Consider the following 17,814-nt stretch of genomic DNA (forward strand, 5'->3'; position numbering starts at 1 on the left):
TGGCCGCAGCCAGCATTTGCATGAAATCAGTATTCCAGCGGCAGAGAGATGGTCTTGTGATCCCGTGCGCTGCGATAGGCCGCAATGAGCACTTCCAGGGACTTGAGGCCTTCGCGGCCGTCGGTTTCCGGTTCAGCCTCGCCACGCAGCACATCAATAACATTCTTATAGTAGAGCGGATGGCCGAAGCCATACACAGAGGTTGTCGCATAGCTGGCTTCCCGGATGGAAGCGTCATACTCTTTCGGTTCGGCGAAATCCCAGATTTGGATCTCGTTGACGGCCACACCTCCCACACGCGCGGTCCCTTTTTCGCCGATGATAGTGATGGAGCCTTCCAGGTTCCTGGGATAGGTGAGCATCGTCACGGCCATGGAACCCAGGGCGCCATTACGCCAGCGCACATTGAGCACGCCCGTGTCCTCCACTTCAATATCCCGGGCCAGAGTACCGGTCATGGCTTGCACATCGGCGATGGGACCGATGAGCCATTCCAGCAGATCAACATAGTGGCTGGCCTGATTCATAAAGGCGCCGCCGTCCATCTCCCAGGTGCCGCGCCATTTGGCGGAATCGTAATATGATTGGAGGCGAGTCCAGAACACATTGAGATGAACCATGTAGATCTTGCCGAAGCGCTTTTCGTCCACCGCGCGCTTGAGAAGCTGCAACGTGGCATTGCGGCGGTTCTGCTTGATGACAAAGAGACGGCGCTTGGCATCGTCGCAGGCCTGGATCATGGCCAGGCCATCTTTCCATCGCGTGGCCATGGGCTTTTCAGTCATCACATGCTTGCCGGCTCGGGCAGCCTCGATGACCATCTGCGGATGCAGGCCGCTGGGCGTGCAGATGGTCACCATGTCGCAGTCGGATCGTTCCAGCAGCTCGGTAAACGAGGCATAGCCGGGCACCTGATGCTGTTCGCAGTGGGCGGCCAGCACCTGGGGGTTATTATCGCATATGGCCACCAGCTCCATATTGTCAGCGTGCTTTTCGATGGAGCCGAAATGATTCCTGGAAATGCGGCCACAGCCGATGATGGCATTCTTGATTTTTCTGCCGGTGATGATGGGGAACATCTTTCACTCCTCAGGCGTTTTTGAGAGGGAAACGATACTCCTTTCTGTCTGGGGGGACAAGCCAAGGTCATTCCGTAATGTCAAAAAGCTGCACCCAGCGGGTGTAGCACAGCCAGCGCCAGACACGCCAGTTGAAGGCGCTTTTGCCGTTGCGGATGTCCTGCCATTCGCGGCGGGCAACGTCCATGCGCAGCCAGGGCACGCTTGCGGCCTGCTCCAGAGTTGCGTCCACCCAGTCGCCGAGGCTTTCCAGCCATTGGCGTTCGGGCGTGGCAAAGCCGATCTTGTCGCGCCGATCCAGAATTTCATCCGGCACGATGCCGCGCATGGCGCGTCGAAAGACGCTCTTGCTGCAGCCTGTATCATCCACAAGATAGTGTTCCGGCAGGGACAGGCAGAATTCGGCCAGTTCCCGGGTCAGGAAGGGGACACGACTTTCGATGGAATGGGCCATGGCATTGCGGTCGCCGTGGCGCAGCAGCTGCGGCAGGCCGTTCCAGAGTAACTGAGCAGCAAGGGTTCGCTTGAGCAGGCTTCCGTCCGGGTAGATATCCCGGCGTCTCTCCTCTCGCAACAGACGGACACCCCGTTCACGCAGTCCGACAGTATCCAGCCAGCCGGGTGCGGCGGAACGTCCGATACAGCGCAGGGCCAGCGGCGTCAGCCAGGCAGGAATGACTTCCCGGATGATCTGCTGGCAGAGATAGGAAGAAGTTCTGCCCGGCCATTGCCGGTACGCCTGAAAATTTTTCAGCGCCCAGAGAAAGCGCCCTTGTTGCAGAAGGCCCGCCATACGCGGGCCGGGGTAACCATAGTATCCGGCCAGCAGCTCATCCGCGCCCTGACCGTCCAGCGTCACTGTGATGCCGCATTCCCGGGCCAGCCGGAAAACGCGGTACTGGGCATAGATGGAGGTGGAGCCGAAGGGTTCGCCCTGGGCAAGGAGCAGGGCATCCAGATCGGCGGTCAGTTCCGCAGGCTCCACGGTGACGATATGGCGGATGGCCCGCGTTTTTTTCGCCACCAGGGTAGCCCAATGCTCTTCGGAGACGTCCGAACCGGCGGCAATGAAGCTGAAGGTATGCAGATCAGCATCCGGTTCAAGGAGGCGTACGGCGCAAGTGGTGGCCGAGGAATCGATGCCGCCGGATAACGCCACGCCCAGGGGCACGTCGCTGCGCAGATGCAGGCGCACGGAGGCCAGAAAAAGTTCCCGCAGACGCTCGGCTGCCGCCTCGAAGGACAGGGGGCTGGTGTCCGCAATATCCGGTTTCCACCAGCGGTGCGGACGGACACGGGCGGGATCGGCAAGGGAGATTTCCACGCAATGGGCGGGCGGCAGGGCATGGATATCCGCCAGCAGGGTGGCGCCTCCCGCGTCGTATTGCCCGTAGCACAGGTACTGGTAGACGGCAGTGGGGTTCGTGCGGCGCGGCACACCCGGCATGTGCAGCAGGGCCGGAATTTCCGAGGCAAAGCAGAAGCCGCTCTCTCCGGCATGCCAGAAGAGGGGCTTGATGCCGAAACAATCGCGGGCACAAAGCAGCGTATGTTGTTTCTCATCAAAAAGCGCAAAAGCAAACATTCCTGCAAGGCGAGGAAGAGCCTCCTTACCCCAGGTAATGAGTGCATGAAGAAGTACTTCCGTATCGGTGGCCGTGCGGAAGACGCAGCCCGCCTGCTCCAATTCCTGCCGCAATTCGCGGTAATTGTAGATTTCTCCGTTGTAGATCAGCGTGTAGCGGCCGTCGGCACTGCGCATGGGCTGATGCCCGGCGGGCGAAAGATCTATGATGGAGAGGCGGGTCTGGCCCAGCAGCAGGGCACAGGGCGTTTCGCCGGAAAATGTCTGCCCATTTTTTGGATGTGACGGATCATCAGCGGGAAAGACAAGACAACCCGCGTCATCGGGGCCGCGATGACGCAGATCCGCCAGAAGGGTACGCACAACAGGACGGACATCACGGGAAGAGTGTCCGGGCGCGGGAATCCAGCCGAATATGCCACACATGCAACGATTCCTTGTGTTGCGGTTCAGGCGCGGGCAAAGGGCATGCGTATCACGGCGCTGATGATGCTTTCCGCGGCTCTGCCATCGCCGTAGATGCCTTCCGGGCAGGCAAGGGGTTCCATGATGCGGGAGGCCGCTTGGACAATGCTCTCCCGTTCCGGGGCGCAGAGCGTGTTCCAGCCGCAGTCCGTCAGTTCGCGCCAGCCGGTGTCCGGCATCATGACGGCGCAGCGCTTGCCTGCGTAATAGGCTTCTTTTTGCAGACCGCCGGAATCGCTGATCACGAAGCGGGCCGCACTGGCCAGGGACATGACCTCCAGATAGCCCACAGGGGCGCAGGTACGCAGGCGCTCCAGCAGGCCGGTGACGCCGAATTCCTCTGCCCGTTTGCGGGTACGCGGATGCAGGGGCAGCAGGACAGCAAGGCCCAGTTCTTTCTGTACGGCGGCCAGCCCTTCCAGCATGCCGCGCAGGGAGGCGGGCGTGTCCACGTTGTAGTCACGGTGGAGGGTGGCAAGGACAAACTCGCCGGGGCGCAGCGACATGGCCGCGCAGGTCGCCTCCGGCGTGAAGCGCGACCGCATGCGCAAAAAGAGATCGTACATGACGTCGCCGGTCACGCACACGCCGTCGGTGAGGCCCTCGGCAGCCAGATTGCGGCGGCCCAGCTCGGAGCAGCAGCACATGACGGCGGAGATACGATCCGTCAGCACGCGATTGATTTCTTCGGGCATGGTTTTGGGCAGCATGCGGATGCCCGCTTCCACATGGATGACGGGCAGATGCAGCTTGGCCGCGGCCAGGGCCCCGGCCAGGGTGGTATTGGTGTCCCCGTAGGCGAGCAGGGCATCCGGCCTTTCCTTGAGCAGGATGTCCTCCATGCCGGTCAGGGCGGCTGCGGTCATCTGCGCATGGCTGCCGCCGCCGATGCCGAGGTGGTAATCCGGTCGGGGGATGCCCAGCTCCTCAAAGAAGATGTCGGACATGTTGGCATCATAGTGCTGACCGGAATGGACAAGGACATGTTGCCAGGCATTGAGCCGCCGGGCCGCTTCCCCGACCAGGGCTTCCTTGACAAACTGGGGGCGCGCGCCTACCAGAGAGATCACCTTCATGTCATGCCGTGCCTGTTGTTGCTATAAAGAATCAGCATACTCAATTCATCTCCGCGGGACAAGCGAAGGGAAGGGCGGAAGGATTCACTTTCAGAGTGAAATTCCTTTCTCAACCCTGTAAAATTAAAATGAATTTTTTAAGAAAATCATCTCAAAGGTGAATCCCTCAAAAATATGGCAATAGATACCCATAGCATGAGCGTACAAGAATTTTTGAAAAGTATGTATCATAATGTACAAAAGAATTCGGTAGATCTGATCTTTTAGCAATCTGTTTCTGAGGACGTTATCCGTGGAATTCTTGCAGGTATTTTCCAGTTCTCTGGGACGGGATCCCCGTCCGACTCGCTTCTATTCCCTGCTGCGTTCACTAGGGGCCGTCACTGTTTGTGCAACTCCCCCTGTAGCAGGTTTTGAAACACCGGAAGAGTTTTTTGACCTTGGCCAATCATCCCATTCTCTGTCTCGGCGTATCCGTCGGGCTGTGGGGTTGCTTTGCCACCGCTATGAGCAGGATCTTTGGACATCCCGACAGCGGGAAATTTTTGAACACCTGAAGGGAAGGGATTTTTCCGCCATCATCTGTCAGGACTGCCTGCTGGTTCCGCTGGCGCTGGCCATACGCGAGGCCAGAACGAATCGGGACAGGCCCTGCCCGGTCATACTGGATGCCCGGGAGTATTACCCCCGGCAGTTTGAGCAAAGTTTTCTCTGGAATCTGACGCTCAGCGGCATCAATGACTATGTCTGCCGGAAGTATTTTCCCCGGCTGGATCATATTTTCACGGTATCGCCAGGCCTGGCTCAGGGCTATCACGAGGAATACGGGCTGGACTGCGAGCTGCTGCCAAGCTGCCCCTATTATCAGGACATAGCGCCTGCACCGGCTCACGACGGCCCTGTGCGCTGTATCCATCACGGAGCTGCAAGCAGCGGGCGCAGGCTGGAAGTCATGTTGGAAGCCTTCCGCTTGCTGGAAGGCATTGCCACACTTGATGTCATGCTTGTTCCCAATGAGCCAGACTACTATGACAAATTACGCCAGCTTGCCGGAGCTGCGGGCAACATTCGCTTCCTTGATCCCGTGCCCATGGATGAGATTGTGGCGCGCATCAGCGGACATGACGTGGGGGTATTCCTGTTGCCGGACAACACCTTCAATCATCGACGTACCCTGCCCAACAAATTCTTTGAATATGTGCAGGCCCGTCTGGCGCTGGCCATCACGCCGCTGCCGGACATGTCGGCCATGCTGCGGCAGTATGATCTTGGTGTAGTCGCCAAAGATTTTACGCCGCAGGCCTTTGCCGCGGCTATCCGTTCCCTCACGCCCGAAAGCATCGCCCGCTTCAAGAGCAACGCGCATAACGCTGCCCAAAGCCTTTGTTGGGAACGGAATGAGGAACATTTGCGGAAAACCCTTTTTTCCTTGATGAGACCATAAGATGAGCCAAAAGACATATCAGATCTGCACCCGTTGCGTCATGGATACCAGTGATCCTGACATCAGTTTTGACGCCAATGGGCAGTGCAACCACTGCAGCGATGCGCTCCGTCGTCTTGAACAGTCCTATATGCCCGACGCACGCGGACAGGAAAAACTGGAGAAACTGGTTGAAGAAATGCGTCATGCGGGCAGGGGAAAGGACTATGACTGCCTGATAGGCTTGTCTGGCGGGGTAGACAGCTCGTGGCTGACGTACAAGTCCAAGGAGTGGGGCTTGCGGCCTCTGGTCTTCCATGTGGATGCCGGCTGGAACACTCCTGTTGCGGAGCAGAATATCCAGCGCCTTATCAGCCATCTGGGATATGAACTCCATACCTGCACGATCGACTGGGAGGAAATGCGCGATCTGCAACGTGCCTATCTGTATTCAGCTCTCGCCAACCAGGATGTCCCGCAGGATCATGCCTTTTTCGCTGTCCTGTTTCATACGGCGGCAAAAATGGGGCTGCGTTACTGGCTGTCCGGCTTCAATCTGGTGTCCGAGTCGGTGCTGCCTCGTGCCTGGGGCTATATGGCAATGGATTCCCGTCAGCTCAAGGCGATCCACAAGCGTTTCGGGCAGCGGCCATTGCGGCATTTCCCCACCTTGAGCTTCTGGGATTGTTGCAAGTTTTATAACGATATTCCGCTGTTCCCGACAGTCAAGGCCGTGACGCCCCTGCACTGGATGCCCTACAACCCTGATGAAGCAAAGCTCGTGCTGCAGCGAGAGGCCGGATGGGAGAACTACGGCCGCAAGCATTCTGAATCACGGTTTACCAAGCTGATTCAGAATTACTACCTGCCCACGAAGTTTGGATTTGACATACGGCGTGCCCATTTGTCCAGTTTGATCGCGGCCGGGCAGATGACTCGCGAGGAGGCTCTGACACAGTTGCAGGAGCCGCTCTACGAGCCGGAAGAATTGCGCGAGGACACGGCTTTTGTGCTTGAACGCCTGGGGCTCACGGAAGCTGACTGGGAACGCCTGATGGCGCTGCCCAATCGCACCTTCAGGGATTACCCCAACCGGTCAGGCATGTTGCATGCGGCACGAAATGTCAAAGTATTTCTACGACGTATGGGAATCGTGAAATAGAAAACGGGCAGAGGCCAGCCTCTGCCCGTTTTCTAGAGCAGATTACCTTTGACTTTTTATGAAAGTCAAAGGTGGCATTCAGGCGAAAAACGCGGTTTTCGCCTGAATGTACGCCGCGTTGCGGCGGCTGCCGCTTTCGCGTCAGCAGAGCATTTTCAAAGTGAAAATGCTCTATTGCCATGGACCAGTAAGGATGTCACGCAGCAACATAATCTTCCGGAAAAGCTGATGCAAGGCAGAACTCGACATGCGCGGTCGCAATATCCTGCAATGTCGCGTCGCTCTTACAGTTTTTTTTTGGATTGGCATGCGGCTGATTTTCTTGCTTTATTGTCTGTGCCCAGTTGTTACCTGCCTAATCGTCAGTGTGGTTGCAGAATTTTTCGCGAAAAATCCAGCGCTGGTAAGGTATTTATTGAAAATGCCTGTGCCTGATGGCAATAAAATGAGAGCTTTTGATCTGCCGTATCATAGATTTTGCGACTCTCCATGCCGGCGGATATGCGGAGTATGTACTCCATCCCACGGGCTATGTACCGCATTGGTGTTATCAAGCCTTTTTCCTGTCCCTGCCGGAGATAAACACTAGAAGCCTCGCGGCATGGATTGACAAGGAGGTGCCATGCATACAGCACCCAGGCAAAAGCATATTTGCATCATTGCCTACAAGCCGCTTGAGCGAGCGCCGCGTGTTTTGCGACAGGCGGATTCCTTTGTCAGAAAGGGCTGGCAGGTCACGCTGGCGGGATTTTGGAGCGGCGGCGAACCGCCGTCCCAAATACGGCTGCTGACCATTGAAAGAATTACCCCCCGCCGCAGCTGGACAATTCCGCAGGCGCTGGCCCGTCTATTCCTTCCATCCGGTCTCGCCTGGACCTTGCATCCGCAGAATCGAGCGGCAATGGATGCCTTTCGGCGTGATGACCGGCGCTATGACTGCATCATTGCCCATGACTGGACATGCGCGCCCCTGGCCTGCGGGCTGGCGGCGGAACAGGGGACGTCATTCGGCATTGACGTGCACGAGTATGCCCGGGAGGAATTTTGCCCCACTGGTCGCCTTGTGCGGGATTTTTTGGGCAAGTATGCCCATAATCGGCATGCGGATGCCATTCAGCGCCGCTATTTTCCGCAAGCCTCGGGCATTACGACCGTCTGCGACGGCATTGCCGATCTTTTGCGGACGGATTACCGCCTTGCCGTCCGCCCCGGCGTCGCGCGCAGTGTGCCCTTTTACGAAGCTATCCCTTATCGCCCCTGCGGCAAAACGATTCGCATCCTGTACCACGGCTGTGTGGATTATTCGCGCAGTCTTGATGTGCTGATCAAGGCGACGGCATTGCTGGATGAGCGTTTCGAGGTCGAGATCCGGGGGCCGGGAGAAGAGCCATACAAGGCTGAACTCAAGGCCCTGGCGCAGCGCTGCGGCGTGTCAGACCGCGTCCATTTTACGGATGTCGTGCCCTTTGCGGAAATTGTCAGGTCGGCGGCACAGGCAGATATCGGGTATGAAGTTGTGGATGGCTATTCCCCGCAACATCGGTTCATGCTGCCCAACAAATTTTTTGAAAATACCATGGCCGGGCTGGCGCTCTGCGTTTCTGCCTTTCCCGAAATGAAAAAGCTGGTGGATACCTATAGGCACGGAATCTGCGTGGATGCCTGCACACCGGAAGCCATCGCGGAACGACTGAACGGCCTTGATGCCGAGGCCATTAATGCCATGAAGCAAAACGCCCTGGCAGCGGCGCAGGAGCTGTGCTGGGAACATGAGGCAAAGGCAATGTTTCAAGCCTACGGACTGTAGCAAGAGAGAGAATTCTGCATCAGCGGCAGAGCTGTGAAAGTAGTTCGGTAAAGTGGCGAAATTTTTCAGGAGCAGACAAGCTGGAGTTGTGCCAGAGCACGGTCATGCTGCCGCCGTAATGGCACACGGTTTCATGCAGCTGGCGTGTGAGGGCAAAGGCATCTTCACTCAGGGGGGGGGCAGCTTCAATCAGGGTACCGTCCATACACAGCAGCGGCTGTTCTTTCAACGAAAGCGAGCGGCGCTGCTCGAGATCATAAACGCCAAATTTCCGTGCTGTGCCGCAGCGAAAGCCGAGAGCATGAGAATAAGCCAGTGACGAATCGCAGATAAGACCGTATTTTTCCCACATGCGCCAAGTGGCAGATCCTTTGAAGCGTAGATAATGCTGACGTCCTTCGCAGACAGGTTCCGGCGACCAGTGCCGCAGGCATTGCAGTTCCCGGAAAAAGATTTCCTCGTTGTCGCTGCTATGATAACTGGGATGAAAGCCGATTTGATGTCCCTGTTGCAGGAGGTTGTCGCGCAGGCGTTGTAGCGGCGGCGAGTTCAGATCATAGGGGGTATCGTATTTTAGAGAACTGGCGCCGCCCATAAAATAAAAATTTCCCTTTATGCCGCATTCAGCAAGCGTGTCGCAGATAGTGGCAAAGCTGAAGTAAGGATCGCGTGCTGCATCAAGTCGGGAAAGTAGCATTCGGGCCGCTTCGGAAATATTTCGACGCTTGAGCAGAGCGCCGGCAACCACGCGGACAAAGCGGCGGGGTGAAAGATGGTGCCAGTGAAAAGGCGTATCTACATCGCAGCTGTACACCACAGCATGGGAGGGGTTCCGAATCGGAATTGTGATGCCGACGCTCGCTAGACGGTGTACAAGTTCTTCCAGCAGTTCATCGGCAACGGCACGAAAGAGAAGAGAGTTGCGGTAAAGCCATGTTTGTTCGGGAAGGAGGCGGTCGTGCTCATCTCGCGGCAGATTGCAGGCATCCTCAAACGCCGTTAGAAGGAAAAATATGGTTCCGAGAAGGTCAGGGAGGGCGTTGGCATCTTCTTCGGCGGCCTGCAACGTCATCAGGGGGTGCCCACGAAAATTTTTTGCCTCCAGAGTCTTCCCATTCGGGGCAAGGCGGGAGAGCTGGAAGAAGGTTTCTGGCGCCGTTTCTGGAAAGAGACAATTGCCTAGACGGATTTTCGCGGCTCCCTGCCGCAGTATCCAGCTGCTGCAGTCCGTCCCTGTGTGCAGTTCATAGGGAGTGTCCAGAAAGTCGCCAAAGACAGTGGCACAGATATAGACATATTCGGGATGGAAAAAGTGGCCTGGTGTGAAGATTTGCAGCATGTCAATTTCTGAAGGGGAGTAGTGTTCTGCGAAGCCAATGGAAGATGCTTTGACCCCAGCGGTTGTTGCAGCAGCGGGCAACAAGGCATGCCAGAGGGCGGGGGATAAACAGCAGAGGCAGGACATAGCCATAATACAGTAGAGGCTGTCTCCCAAAGACAAGGCGGGTTAACTTTCGTTGTTGTTTTTTTACCTGCATTCCCTGCGCCTTAAAAAAGATGCCATCAAACGGAAGTTCCCTCAGAAATGCCGATCGTATCTTTTCATAGGCAAATCGAGGATAGGACTGCGGATTCAGATCCAGCGCCAGACAATATGTGGCAAGAGTTCCTATTTTTGTTTTGTACCACATAGTGCCATCCGTATATTTCCAGGAGTCCAGCGGGCAGCGACAATCGATATGCGTGGGATCGGCAACAACGTAAACATGCGCATCTTTTGCATGGAGCAGCCAGCAGCCTACCTGTATATAAAGCGTTCCGTAAAAAGGACTCAAGTCTGTTTTTTGCCAGAAGTCCCTGCGCATGACGATGGCCGGTAGAAAAGAAGGGGCTCTGTCCAGACGTGCAAAATATTCATCAGCATTGTGGGAGAAAAAATCTTTGTGCAGTGGAAGATACGTTTCTCCGTAATGAGGGGTAGGTTCTGAAAAGTACTGACGATAGTTAAAATAGACACAATCTGTATCCGGATGGCGTATTAAAAGATTCCTGAAGGTCATATAAGCATCTTTTCCAAAACGATCATCTTGTCCAGAGAACCAGATATACGTTCCTGTAGCATAGTTAACCGCCTGGTGAAAGTTGCCGTCCATGCCAAGATTGGCCGCATTGCGGTAAACGTGAATGCGTGTGTCGCGCTTTTGCAGTTCAAGGGCATATTCGTATGTGCCGTCGCTGGAGCAGTCATCGGAAATAATGATTTCCGCGTCCCCGTCAAGCTGCGGCAGCAGCGTTTCCATCAGCTCGGGAAAGTACGCCATGCCGTTATACGTCGGAATACAAAAGGAAACCAGCGGCGCCATACTTGAGCCTCCTGCATACTAGAGCAGATTACCTTTGACTTTTTATGAAAGTCAAAGGTGGCATTCAGGCGAAAAACGCCGCCTGAATGTACGCCGCGTTGCGGCGGCTGCCGCTTTCGCGTCAGCAGAGCATTTTCAAAGTGAAAATGCTCTATGTTCTGGCGAGCCGCACCAGATAGTCAAAAAGGGCTTTGGGGTCGCCAAGGTTTTTATCCAGGAATGCCTTGCGACCCCGCTGCACAGATGCGGATTGCCACCAGCCTTGCGGATCATCAATCACCTGTGTCAGTCGCTCGGCAGCGGCTTGGGGTGTCTGAACCACAATGCCTGCCTCAATGAGAGCGTCAAAAAAGTCGGCATGTTTTTCGCTAAGAAAACAGCGGCTCGGATCATAGAAGACTATGCAGGGCTTGTTGTTGTGCAACGCTTCCACATAACCGCTGTTCGTATATGCGTAAATAGTCAGCCGCGAGCGGGCAAGCAGTGCCGTTCCAGGCATTTTCGGATCCGCCTGCCGCATGGCCCGAATATATTTTTGCAGTTCCGTCGGCAACTGTTCAACATCGATTTCGGTGAGCGGATGGGGACGATACATTATGCGGGAGATATTTTGCTCAGAAAGCCGGGAAAAAAAATCAAGAAAAAATGTGAAAAGCCCGACCAGGTTTGCGCCGCCGGCAAAGGTATCAGATCCATCAATTTGCCTGCGATTTTTCCAGTAAGGAGCATCAATGTAAAGCGCGTCAATGTCCAGCTCCGCTGGCCGTTCATTATACCAGTGGCGCAAGCGGCCCAGAGAAATCATATTAGGGTTATTTGTTTTTCTGCCACCTGTAAGAAATTTATCGACAAAATCAAGAATTCTATCTTCGTGTGTATTTAAAAAAGGATATAAAAAGCCATTATGCTCATTGATATAGACACGAAGGTGTCGCTCTTCATGGGCAACGGCCAATAAAAAAGACTGCAAAGAGTAACCAATACAATCTTCATTAATAATGTATTTGAGATTTGGAAAATTTTCCCAAAAGGAACGTGCTTGCGCAAGAGCATCCGCAAAGTTTTCAAGATAGAGGGTAGGAAAAATTTCAATTAAGATAGTCTTCAAAAAACGACAAAAAGAACTTTCTTCAGGAAAGCCAGTAAAGAGAGCCTCTCTGAGGGCTATATTGTGTTTTCTTGGAGGAAACGTTATGATAGGCGCGTAAAGACTTTGTATTTTCCCTAGACTGGCACAGGTAAGCCTGTAGGCATGATGCGTGGAAATGCCGGTACCCAGCAACCCGACTGTGGGAGAGCGCAAGGAAAGTAGTTTGCGCAGCAAGTTGACAAGCGAATACTTGCAAAACCCATCAGTGCTCTGTGGCAAATGGTGCTTACCAGGCAAGTTGATATTTACCTGAACATTAGAAGTATGTTCATTGGCTGGGAGATTTTGGAAAATAGTCTGTATGAATTTTGTAAACAAGTACTCATTTCCGTAATTGGTTTCAAAAAGGAACTTTCCCATATCATCAAGTTTATGAAAAGATGGTACTGGTGTAGAAAATAGATTGAAAGTATACGAAGGAACAAATGTCTTCTGGAAAATAAAAAATTTTGTATAGATAGCTTCTATGAAAAAGGATAAATTCAAACCCATAGCACGCTTCCAGAAGGCCATATTGCCGTATTGATGCAAAGTTGTCAGACGCTCGGCAAAGTGTGAGAGGATTTTTGGATAAATGGCATTTATGTATTCAATCGCAGACTCAACTTCACTGCGTGAGGAAAACACCTGTTGTGCACAAATCAGTTTTTCTACTGCTACATCACGGCAAACAGCCAGGTAAACAGGATACTCCGGGACATAGTAGCGCTCGGCATCCTTCCGGCGGGCTTCGACAAGGGCGGAACAAAGATACTGGGTGACCATCGTGAATCCTTTCGTACAAATATAAAAATTAGCTCAAAAGGGAAAGTGCGAGCGGCGTTCCCCGCTTGATGGGTGTCGCACTGCGTCTGCCCAGGGCCACAGGCAGAAAACGGGGAGGCAAGCCATATCCCGGGCGAATGCTGCGCACATTCTCTTCCGTGAAAACTTCACCTGCCTCCATATCCTTGACCACAAAAAGAGAGCGACGGAAGACCTTGCTTTCTTTCTGCTTGGGCGTCAAGTCGTAGCAGACGGTTCCCAGGGCCTTTTCCACCGTGCGGATATCCTGCACCATCTGCCTGAATTCGTGCGGTTCCATGCTGAAGGCGCTGTCCGGGCCACCATCGGCGCGGGCAAGGGTAAAATGCTTTTCGATGATGCGCGCGCCTGCGGCCACAGCGCCCACAGCCACGGCACTGCCCAGCGTGTGGTCTGAAAGGCCGGCCACACAGTTGAAGGCCTGCGCCAGATGGGGAATGGTGCGCAAATTGGCTTCTTCAGGCGGCGCGGGATAGGCGCTTGTGCACTTGAGCAGGGCAAGCTCGGTGGTTCCGTTTTCGCGCAGAGTCGTCACAGCTTCGTCTATTTCCGCCAGACTGGCCATGCCGGTGGACATGATGACCGGCTTGCCTGTGGAAGCAATTTTTTTGAGCAGCGGAATATCCACCACTTCAAAAGACGCTACCTTATGGCAGGGGACGTTCATTTTTTCCAAAAAATCCACGGCGGTGGCATCAAAAGGGGTGGAAAAGCAGTCCATGCCCAAGTCATTGGCCAGAGCCTTGAGGCGCGGCTGCCATTCCCACGGCGTGGAGGCCTCCTGATAGAGGTCATGCAGGGTCTTGCCTTCCCACAGCGTTCCCTTGATACGAAAGTATTCATTGTCGCAGGGAATGGTCATGGTATCCGCCGTATAGGTCTGCAACTTGACGGCATCGGCTCCAGTCTCGGCAGCGGCATGGATGATGGCCTCGGCGCGTTCAATACTGCCGTTGTGATTGGCGGAAACTTCGGCAATGATATAGGCACTTGCTCTGTCAAACATCGCTATCATCCTTCAGTGTTATACAAAGATCGGCCAGTATTCTGTCGGTCTTGCGAGAGGCGCGTGTCACATGGAGTCGAAAATTTCCCACATCCCAAAAAGCGGGGGGATATCCGTCGGCATCCATCATGCGTATCCTGTCAAAAAGCTCATTTAGCGTAGTCGAACCAGCAAGATTGCTCTCTTCAGGCTTTCTGCGCTTGAAGGTCGTGACTTCTCCTTGTTGCGGCACTGGTTCAGGCTGCCTGCGGAGAATCTCGATTATCATATCCTGGATGATGGCATTGGCACGTATATAGATTTCCTCTGCATTGCCAAGCAGCGAAAGCGGGCGTTTCAGATAAACAGGCCCTGCATCAATGCCTTCACTGCAACGCAGGGCAGTTATTTTTGTTTCCTGATAACCTCGGATGATCAGGTTCTGCAAGGGGCTGCCGCCGCGTCCAAAGGGAACATCCGTCATATGAAAGATGACGCACTCAAAGTTTGCCCATATGGACCGGGGGATGATCCACGACCAGTGAGGGAAAAATATGTACCTGGGAGAAAGAGATGCCAGAATCTCGCAGGTCAGTTCCTCTGGGGTCTGTAGCAAAGAACAGGAAATACCTGTTGCCCGCTGCGCAGCGTCAGCCAGATGGCGGCACCAGGGACGAGAGCCGGCAATGACGCAGGTCGTACTCACAGAACAGTCCTGTAGAGGATAAAGGCTTCCGCCGCTTCATGACCACAAAAGCATCCCCTGAGTGCCGCAAGATGCCTGACGGCTTCCATGCTTCGTGGATGGGGCCAGGGGCGCATTTCTGAGGCGTATTCCGCCAGTGCATGGCATTTCGTTTCCAGCGTTGCCGAGATGTCCACAAAGACATTGGGGCAAAATGCGGGAGCCGTATGGGGCGGTGTGTACTCCGTACTGGAAAGCACTTCAAAGCCAAGCAGGGTGACGGGCTTTGTACCGGGAAGCGGACGAAAGGCCGTCATGACGGCCTGATGGGTCAAGCGGTGATCCTGATTCATGTCACCGGCATGATGCGTGAAAACAAGATCAGGCTGCACCTGTTCGGCAAGGGCTTCAATGTGTTGCACTATGTCCAGCAGGGCTATCGTATCAAAGCGATTGTCCGGCAGGGATGCAAAGTGAACATTGGCCTCATTCACTCCGATAACCTGCGCTGCCCGTTTGGCGGACAGACAGGCATGTGCTCGTGCGTCATCTGTTTCGCTACTGCGGGCCAGCGGGCCTTCACCAAGCAGCAGGATATGAATTTCTGTACCGAGGGCGGCCAGCCTGGCCAACGTACCGCCGCAACCGAGCATTTCATCATCGGGATGAGCGGCAACGGCAAAGATTGAAGAACTACTTTGGAACATAATTCCCCTGTGCCGGAAAAATATATTTTCTGACAGATTGATTATGCGTTTGGTTGACAGATAAACGGGTAAAATAAGCTTTTTCAAATGTATTGAGAGAAGAAAAATTTTCAGATTTGATTGAGGCTAGTATACTTTTTATGGGGCTTTCATGGATAACCTTTAGGCATGCTTCCCTAAGAATGTATTTTGCGAGATGTTTTCCCCGGTAGTTTTTATCAATGGCGATCGTTACTTCAGAGTCATGATAATTGTTGTTGAATCGTATATATCCACATTTTTGCTTTTTATATAGAGCTATAAGAAATATATTTTTTTTTATGAGCATATCATGGAACCATTGCGTATGCTCATACCATGTAATCGTATGCTGCTGGAATGACATCTTTCGTACTTCTTTATCATTGGCCAGTGAAAAAACGAACTGTATATCATCTTCCGTGGCAGGGATAAAAGAAATATCTTCTTGTTGATTGTTGATTACTTTACTTATGTTTGTTCTATGTATGGCTGGAGAATGTGGTATAATAATGTCTGTCAGCTGAGACTTTACAGCTTCAAGGGAGAATTGCGGTATGGAAAAATGTTTTGCCAGATATTCGACAATGTTATGCTGATTTTCAGCCACTTCCACAGTCAAAAAGGGCACGCCAAGGCAACACAGTTCCCAACAGGTCGATCCTCCTGCCGTGATGCACAGGTCCGTATCCAGCAAGAGGGCGGGCATATCATCCACACGGGGCAGAATCTCCAGTTGTGCCGGGCACTGAGCAAAAGCCGCACGGATACGATCCACATCCATGGCTCCCTGAATGACGCGAATCGTGCGCCCCGCCAATTCCGGCAGACACATGTCAGCCGCGACTTTTTCCAGATGTTCGATACAGTTGCCGCCTCCCAGCGTCACTAAAATATTTTGGGGCTGCGCTGGTCTGCTGCGTTGCTGTGCCTTTTTCCGGGCATCCCAGAATTCCTGCCGCAGCAGGACATAATCCAGCCCCAGCAATTTGCGGCCGATGTTGCCCTGATACGTCAGCAGCTCCGCGCCAATATTCTGGTTCAGCAGCACATCGCAATGATATTCAGGCAGGTGCGCATAGTCGTCGATGACCAGCAGGCGATACCCTGCCCGCATGACGGCCTTCTGGCAGGCCGTGTCGAAATGGTAGCCGTCCAGGACGACCCAGATAGGAGCAGTCGCAGTTCCCGGAGCCGGCAGATTGGCCGTCTGAAGCTGTCGCAGCAGATCGTCGGGAGCCTCCGCCACAGGCGGCATGTCCGGCAGACAATGCAGGGGAATATCCTCCCGTGCCAGACGTTCCCGCAGCCAGTCGACACCAAGACGGCAGATCATCTGCACGTCCAGCCCTTCCCTGCGGGCAGCCTGAGCCAGCGCAAGACAGCGCATGACGTGGCCGGTCCCCATGCGCGGGGCCGCGTCGGCACGGATAATAAGTGTGGTATTATTCAACATAGGAAGGCAGCAGTCGTTCTCCCTGCTTACGTGCCGTGCACAGACGCTTACCGAGAACCAAGTAGTCCAAATGAGCTGGCAGCCCATCACCGGGGCGAACGTAATCAAGCATATCCTGCGTCAGAACTTCTCCGGCTTCAATATCACGGGCAGCCACAACACTGCGCCGGGCAACCGGCGGCAAGGCGCGCTCTTCAGCCGTCATGATGCGTCGGGGATTGCCAAGGGCTATTTCCACATCGCGAATGGTACGCACAAAGTCTGCCGCCTCGTGCGGTTCCAGCGACATGATATGCTCAGGACTACGGATGCAGCGATCAAGGGTGATGGTTTTTTCCAGCATATCCACACCCAAGGTTACAGCAGCGATATCCATGGTCGCGCCGGGCGTATGATCAGAAAAAGCCACCGGGTAGGGAAACATCTGCCGCAAGGTCTGCACCGTTCGCAAATTGATGCTCTCAAGACGTGCCGGATAGCCTGAAGGGCAATGGTTGATGATGATCTTGCGGCATCCGGCCTGTTCCAGAACATCCACGGCCTGCTCCACTTCGCCGATGGTCGCACTGCCGGTATCTATTTGCACCACCCACGGAAAACGCGCTGCCAGTCTGAGCAAGTGGTGATAATTGATATCCCCGGAGCAAATTTTGACGCATGCACAACCAGCCGAGGCAAGGAACTCCATTTCTTCCGCATTGCTGATGGTGGCGAAGAAAAGAACCTGCTTTTCCTTGCAGTAGTGGATAAGCTCTGCCCATTCAGAAAACGTCAGCTCACGCCGTGACAGGATTTCCTGCAGGGATTCTGTGACGGTTTCCCTTTCGCCCGTCACTTTGTTTTTCAGTACCTCATAGGTGAACAGGGTCTCTTTGGAGGGAACAATCTTTCGCGCATTGATAATTTGAAACTTGACGGCATCGGCACCGGCGTTTGCGGCCATATCCACCAGTGCTTTGGCCGTAGAGAGGCCATCATGGGTAGGGCCAGCCTCAAAGACAATGCTGACCGGGCGCTTCGTTTGAGGGATCATGCAATCAAATATCATG

15 protein-coding genes are annotated in these 17,814 nt (G+C 54.2%); 3 read left to right on the plus strand and 12 right to left on the minus strand.

Annotation, left to right across the window (positions count from 1 at the left end; translation table 11 throughout):
- Positions 1–26: 26 nt before the first annotated feature.
- From G7Y52_RS04670 to wecB, 3 genes are all read right to left on the minus strand, one after another.
- A complete protein-coding gene (locus G7Y52_RS04670; protein ID WP_165066854.1) occupies positions 27–1,079 on the minus strand; it encodes a Gfo/Idh/MocA family oxidoreductase in 1,053 nt (350 codons plus the stop codon).
- A 67-nt stretch (positions 1,080–1,146) separates the two neighbouring features.
- Complete coding sequence (gene asnB / locus G7Y52_RS04675) at positions 1,147–3,090, minus strand: asparagine synthase (glutamine-hydrolyzing) (protein ID WP_165066857.1); 1,944 nt, start codon at positions 3,088–3,090, stop codon at positions 1,147–1,149.
- A gap of 23 nt (positions 3,091–3,113) precedes the next feature.
- On the minus strand, positions 3,114–4,205 hold the full coding sequence (wecB, locus tag G7Y52_RS04680) for a UDP-N-acetylglucosamine 2-epimerase (non-hydrolyzing) (protein WP_165066860.1): 1,092 nt from the start codon (positions 4,203–4,205) through the stop codon (positions 3,114–3,116).
- Between the two features lie 484 nt (positions 4,206–4,689).
- Between wecB and G7Y52_RS04685 the strand changes: the two genes are divergently transcribed.
- Positions 4,690–5,649 carry a glycosyltransferase gene (locus G7Y52_RS04685; RefSeq protein WP_206215192.1) on the plus strand — a complete coding sequence of 320 codons (960 nt, stop codon included), beginning with the start codon at positions 4,690–4,692 and terminating at the stop codon, positions 5,647–5,649.
- A 1-nt stretch (position 5,650) separates the two neighbouring features.
- Positions 5,651–6,790 carry an N-acetyl sugar amidotransferase gene (locus tag G7Y52_RS04690; RefSeq protein ID WP_277424285.1) on the plus strand — a complete coding sequence of 380 codons (1,140 nt, stop codon included), beginning with the start codon at positions 5,651–5,653 and terminating at the stop codon, positions 6,788–6,790.
- Here the strand turns inward: G7Y52_RS04690 and G7Y52_RS04695 are convergent.
- Entirely contained in the window at positions 6,753–6,971 is a 219-nt protein-coding gene (locus G7Y52_RS04695) for a hypothetical protein (RefSeq protein ID WP_165066869.1), read from the minus strand. The genes G7Y52_RS04690 and G7Y52_RS04695 overlap by 38 nt on opposite strands.
- 441 nt (positions 6,972–7,412) lie before the next feature.
- Here G7Y52_RS04695 and G7Y52_RS04700 point away from each other — a divergent pair, with 441 nt between their 5' ends.
- On the plus strand, positions 7,413–8,597 hold the full coding sequence (locus G7Y52_RS04700; RefSeq protein ID WP_165066872.1) for a glycosyltransferase: 1,185 nt from the start codon (positions 7,413–7,415) through the stop codon (positions 8,595–8,597).
- 19 nt (positions 8,598–8,616) lie between these two features.
- Here the strand turns inward: G7Y52_RS04700 and G7Y52_RS04705 are convergent, their stop codons facing one another.
- The 8 genes from G7Y52_RS04705 to G7Y52_RS04740 form a co-directional block, all read right to left on the minus strand.
- Positions 8,617–9,936 (minus strand): polysaccharide deacetylase family protein, encoded by a 1,320-nt coding sequence (locus G7Y52_RS04705; RefSeq protein WP_165066875.1) that lies wholly within the window; start codon positions 9,934–9,936, stop codon positions 8,617–8,619.
- Position 9,937: 1 nt separating this feature from the next.
- A complete protein-coding gene (locus tag G7Y52_RS04710) occupies positions 9,938–10,960 on the minus strand; it encodes a glycosyltransferase family 2 protein (RefSeq protein ID WP_165066878.1) in 1,023 nt (340 codons plus the stop codon).
- Between the two features lie 151 nt (positions 10,961–11,111).
- Positions 11,112–12,875: an LIC12162 family protein gene (locus G7Y52_RS04715; RefSeq protein ID WP_165066881.1), complete on the minus strand. Its 1,764-nt coding sequence runs from the start codon at positions 12,873–12,875 to the stop codon at positions 11,112–11,114.
- Positions 12,876–12,903: 28 nt separating this feature from the next.
- Complete coding sequence (pseI, locus tag G7Y52_RS04720; RefSeq protein ID WP_241159592.1) at positions 12,904–13,920, minus strand: pseudaminic acid synthase; 1,017 nt, start codon at positions 13,918–13,920, stop codon at positions 12,904–12,906.
- Positions 13,913–14,383, minus strand: a complete 471-nt coding sequence (locus G7Y52_RS04725) for a hypothetical protein (RefSeq protein WP_206215193.1) — start codon at positions 14,381–14,383, stop codon at positions 13,913–13,915. Before G7Y52_RS04725 ends, pseI begins: the two co-directional genes overlap by 8 nt.
- Positions 14,384–14,601: 218 nt before the next feature.
- Entirely contained in the window at positions 14,602–15,378 is a 777-nt protein-coding gene (locus G7Y52_RS04730) for a PIG-L deacetylase family protein (protein WP_206215194.1), read from the minus strand.
- Positions 15,278–16,765 carry a UDP-2,4-diacetamido-2,4,6-trideoxy-beta-L-altropyranose hydrolase gene (gene pseG / locus G7Y52_RS04735; RefSeq protein ID WP_165066889.1) on the minus strand — a complete coding sequence of 496 codons (1,488 nt, stop codon included), beginning with the start codon at positions 16,763–16,765 and terminating at the stop codon, positions 15,278–15,280. Before pseG ends, G7Y52_RS04730 begins: the two co-directional genes overlap by 101 nt.
- Positions 16,755–17,813, minus strand: a complete 1,059-nt coding sequence (locus G7Y52_RS04740) for an N-acetylneuraminate synthase family protein (RefSeq protein WP_165066893.1) — start codon at positions 17,811–17,813, stop codon at positions 16,755–16,757. The genes pseG and G7Y52_RS04740 overlap by 11 nt, the downstream gene beginning before the upstream one ends.
- Position 17,814 lies beyond the last annotated feature (1 nt).

Source organism: Desulfovibrio sp. ZJ200 (assembly GCF_011039095.1).
Taxonomy (GTDB): domain Bacteria; phylum Desulfobacterota; class Desulfovibrionia; order Desulfovibrionales; family Desulfovibrionaceae; genus Desulfovibrio.

Excerpts from the sequence above, each read along its gene's own strand:
- G7Y52_RS04670 (WP_165066854.1), bottom strand. The coding sequence starts at position 1,079 with ATGTTCCCCATCATCACCGGCAGAAAAATCAAGAATGCCATCATCGGC.
- asnB (WP_165066857.1), bottom strand. The coding sequence starts at position 3,090 with ATGTGTGGCATATTCGGCTGGATTCCCGCGCCCGGACACTCTTCCCGT.
- wecB (WP_165066860.1), bottom strand. The coding sequence starts at position 4,205 with ATGAAGGTGATCTCTCTGGTAGGCGCGCGCCCCCAGTTTGTCAAGGAA.
- G7Y52_RS04690 (WP_277424285.1), top strand. The coding sequence starts at position 5,651 with ATGAGCCAAAAGACATATCAGATCTGCACCCGTTGCGTCATGGATACC.
- G7Y52_RS04695 (WP_165066869.1), bottom strand. The coding sequence starts at position 6,971 with ATGGCAATAGAGCATTTTCACTTTGAAAATGCTCTGCTGACGCGAAAG.
- G7Y52_RS04700 (WP_165066872.1), top strand. The coding sequence starts at position 7,413 with ATGCATACAGCACCCAGGCAAAAGCATATTTGCATCATTGCCTACAAG.
- G7Y52_RS04705 (WP_165066875.1), bottom strand. The coding sequence starts at position 9,936 with ATGCTGCAAATCTTCACACCAGGCCACTTTTTCCATCCCGAATATGTC.
- G7Y52_RS04710 (WP_165066878.1), bottom strand. The coding sequence starts at position 10,960 with ATGGCGCCGCTGGTTTCCTTTTGTATTCCGACGTATAACGGCATGGCG.
- G7Y52_RS04715 (WP_165066881.1), bottom strand. The coding sequence starts at position 12,875 with ATGGTCACCCAGTATCTTTGTTCCGCCCTTGTCGAAGCCCGCCGGAAG.
- pseI (WP_241159592.1), bottom strand. The coding sequence starts at position 13,920 with ATGTTTGACAGAGCAAGTGCCTATATCATTGCCGAAGTTTCCGCCAAT.
- G7Y52_RS04725 (WP_206215193.1), bottom strand. The coding sequence starts at position 14,383 with ATGACGGATGTTCCCTTTGGACGCGGCGGCAGCCCCTTGCAGAACCTG.
- pseG (WP_165066889.1), bottom strand. The coding sequence starts at position 16,765 with ATGTTGAATAATACCACACTTATTATCCGTGCCGACGCGGCCCCGCGC.
- G7Y52_RS04740 (WP_165066893.1), bottom strand. The coding sequence starts at position 17,813 with ATGATATTTGATTGCATGATCCCTCAAACGAAGCGCCCGGTCAGCATT.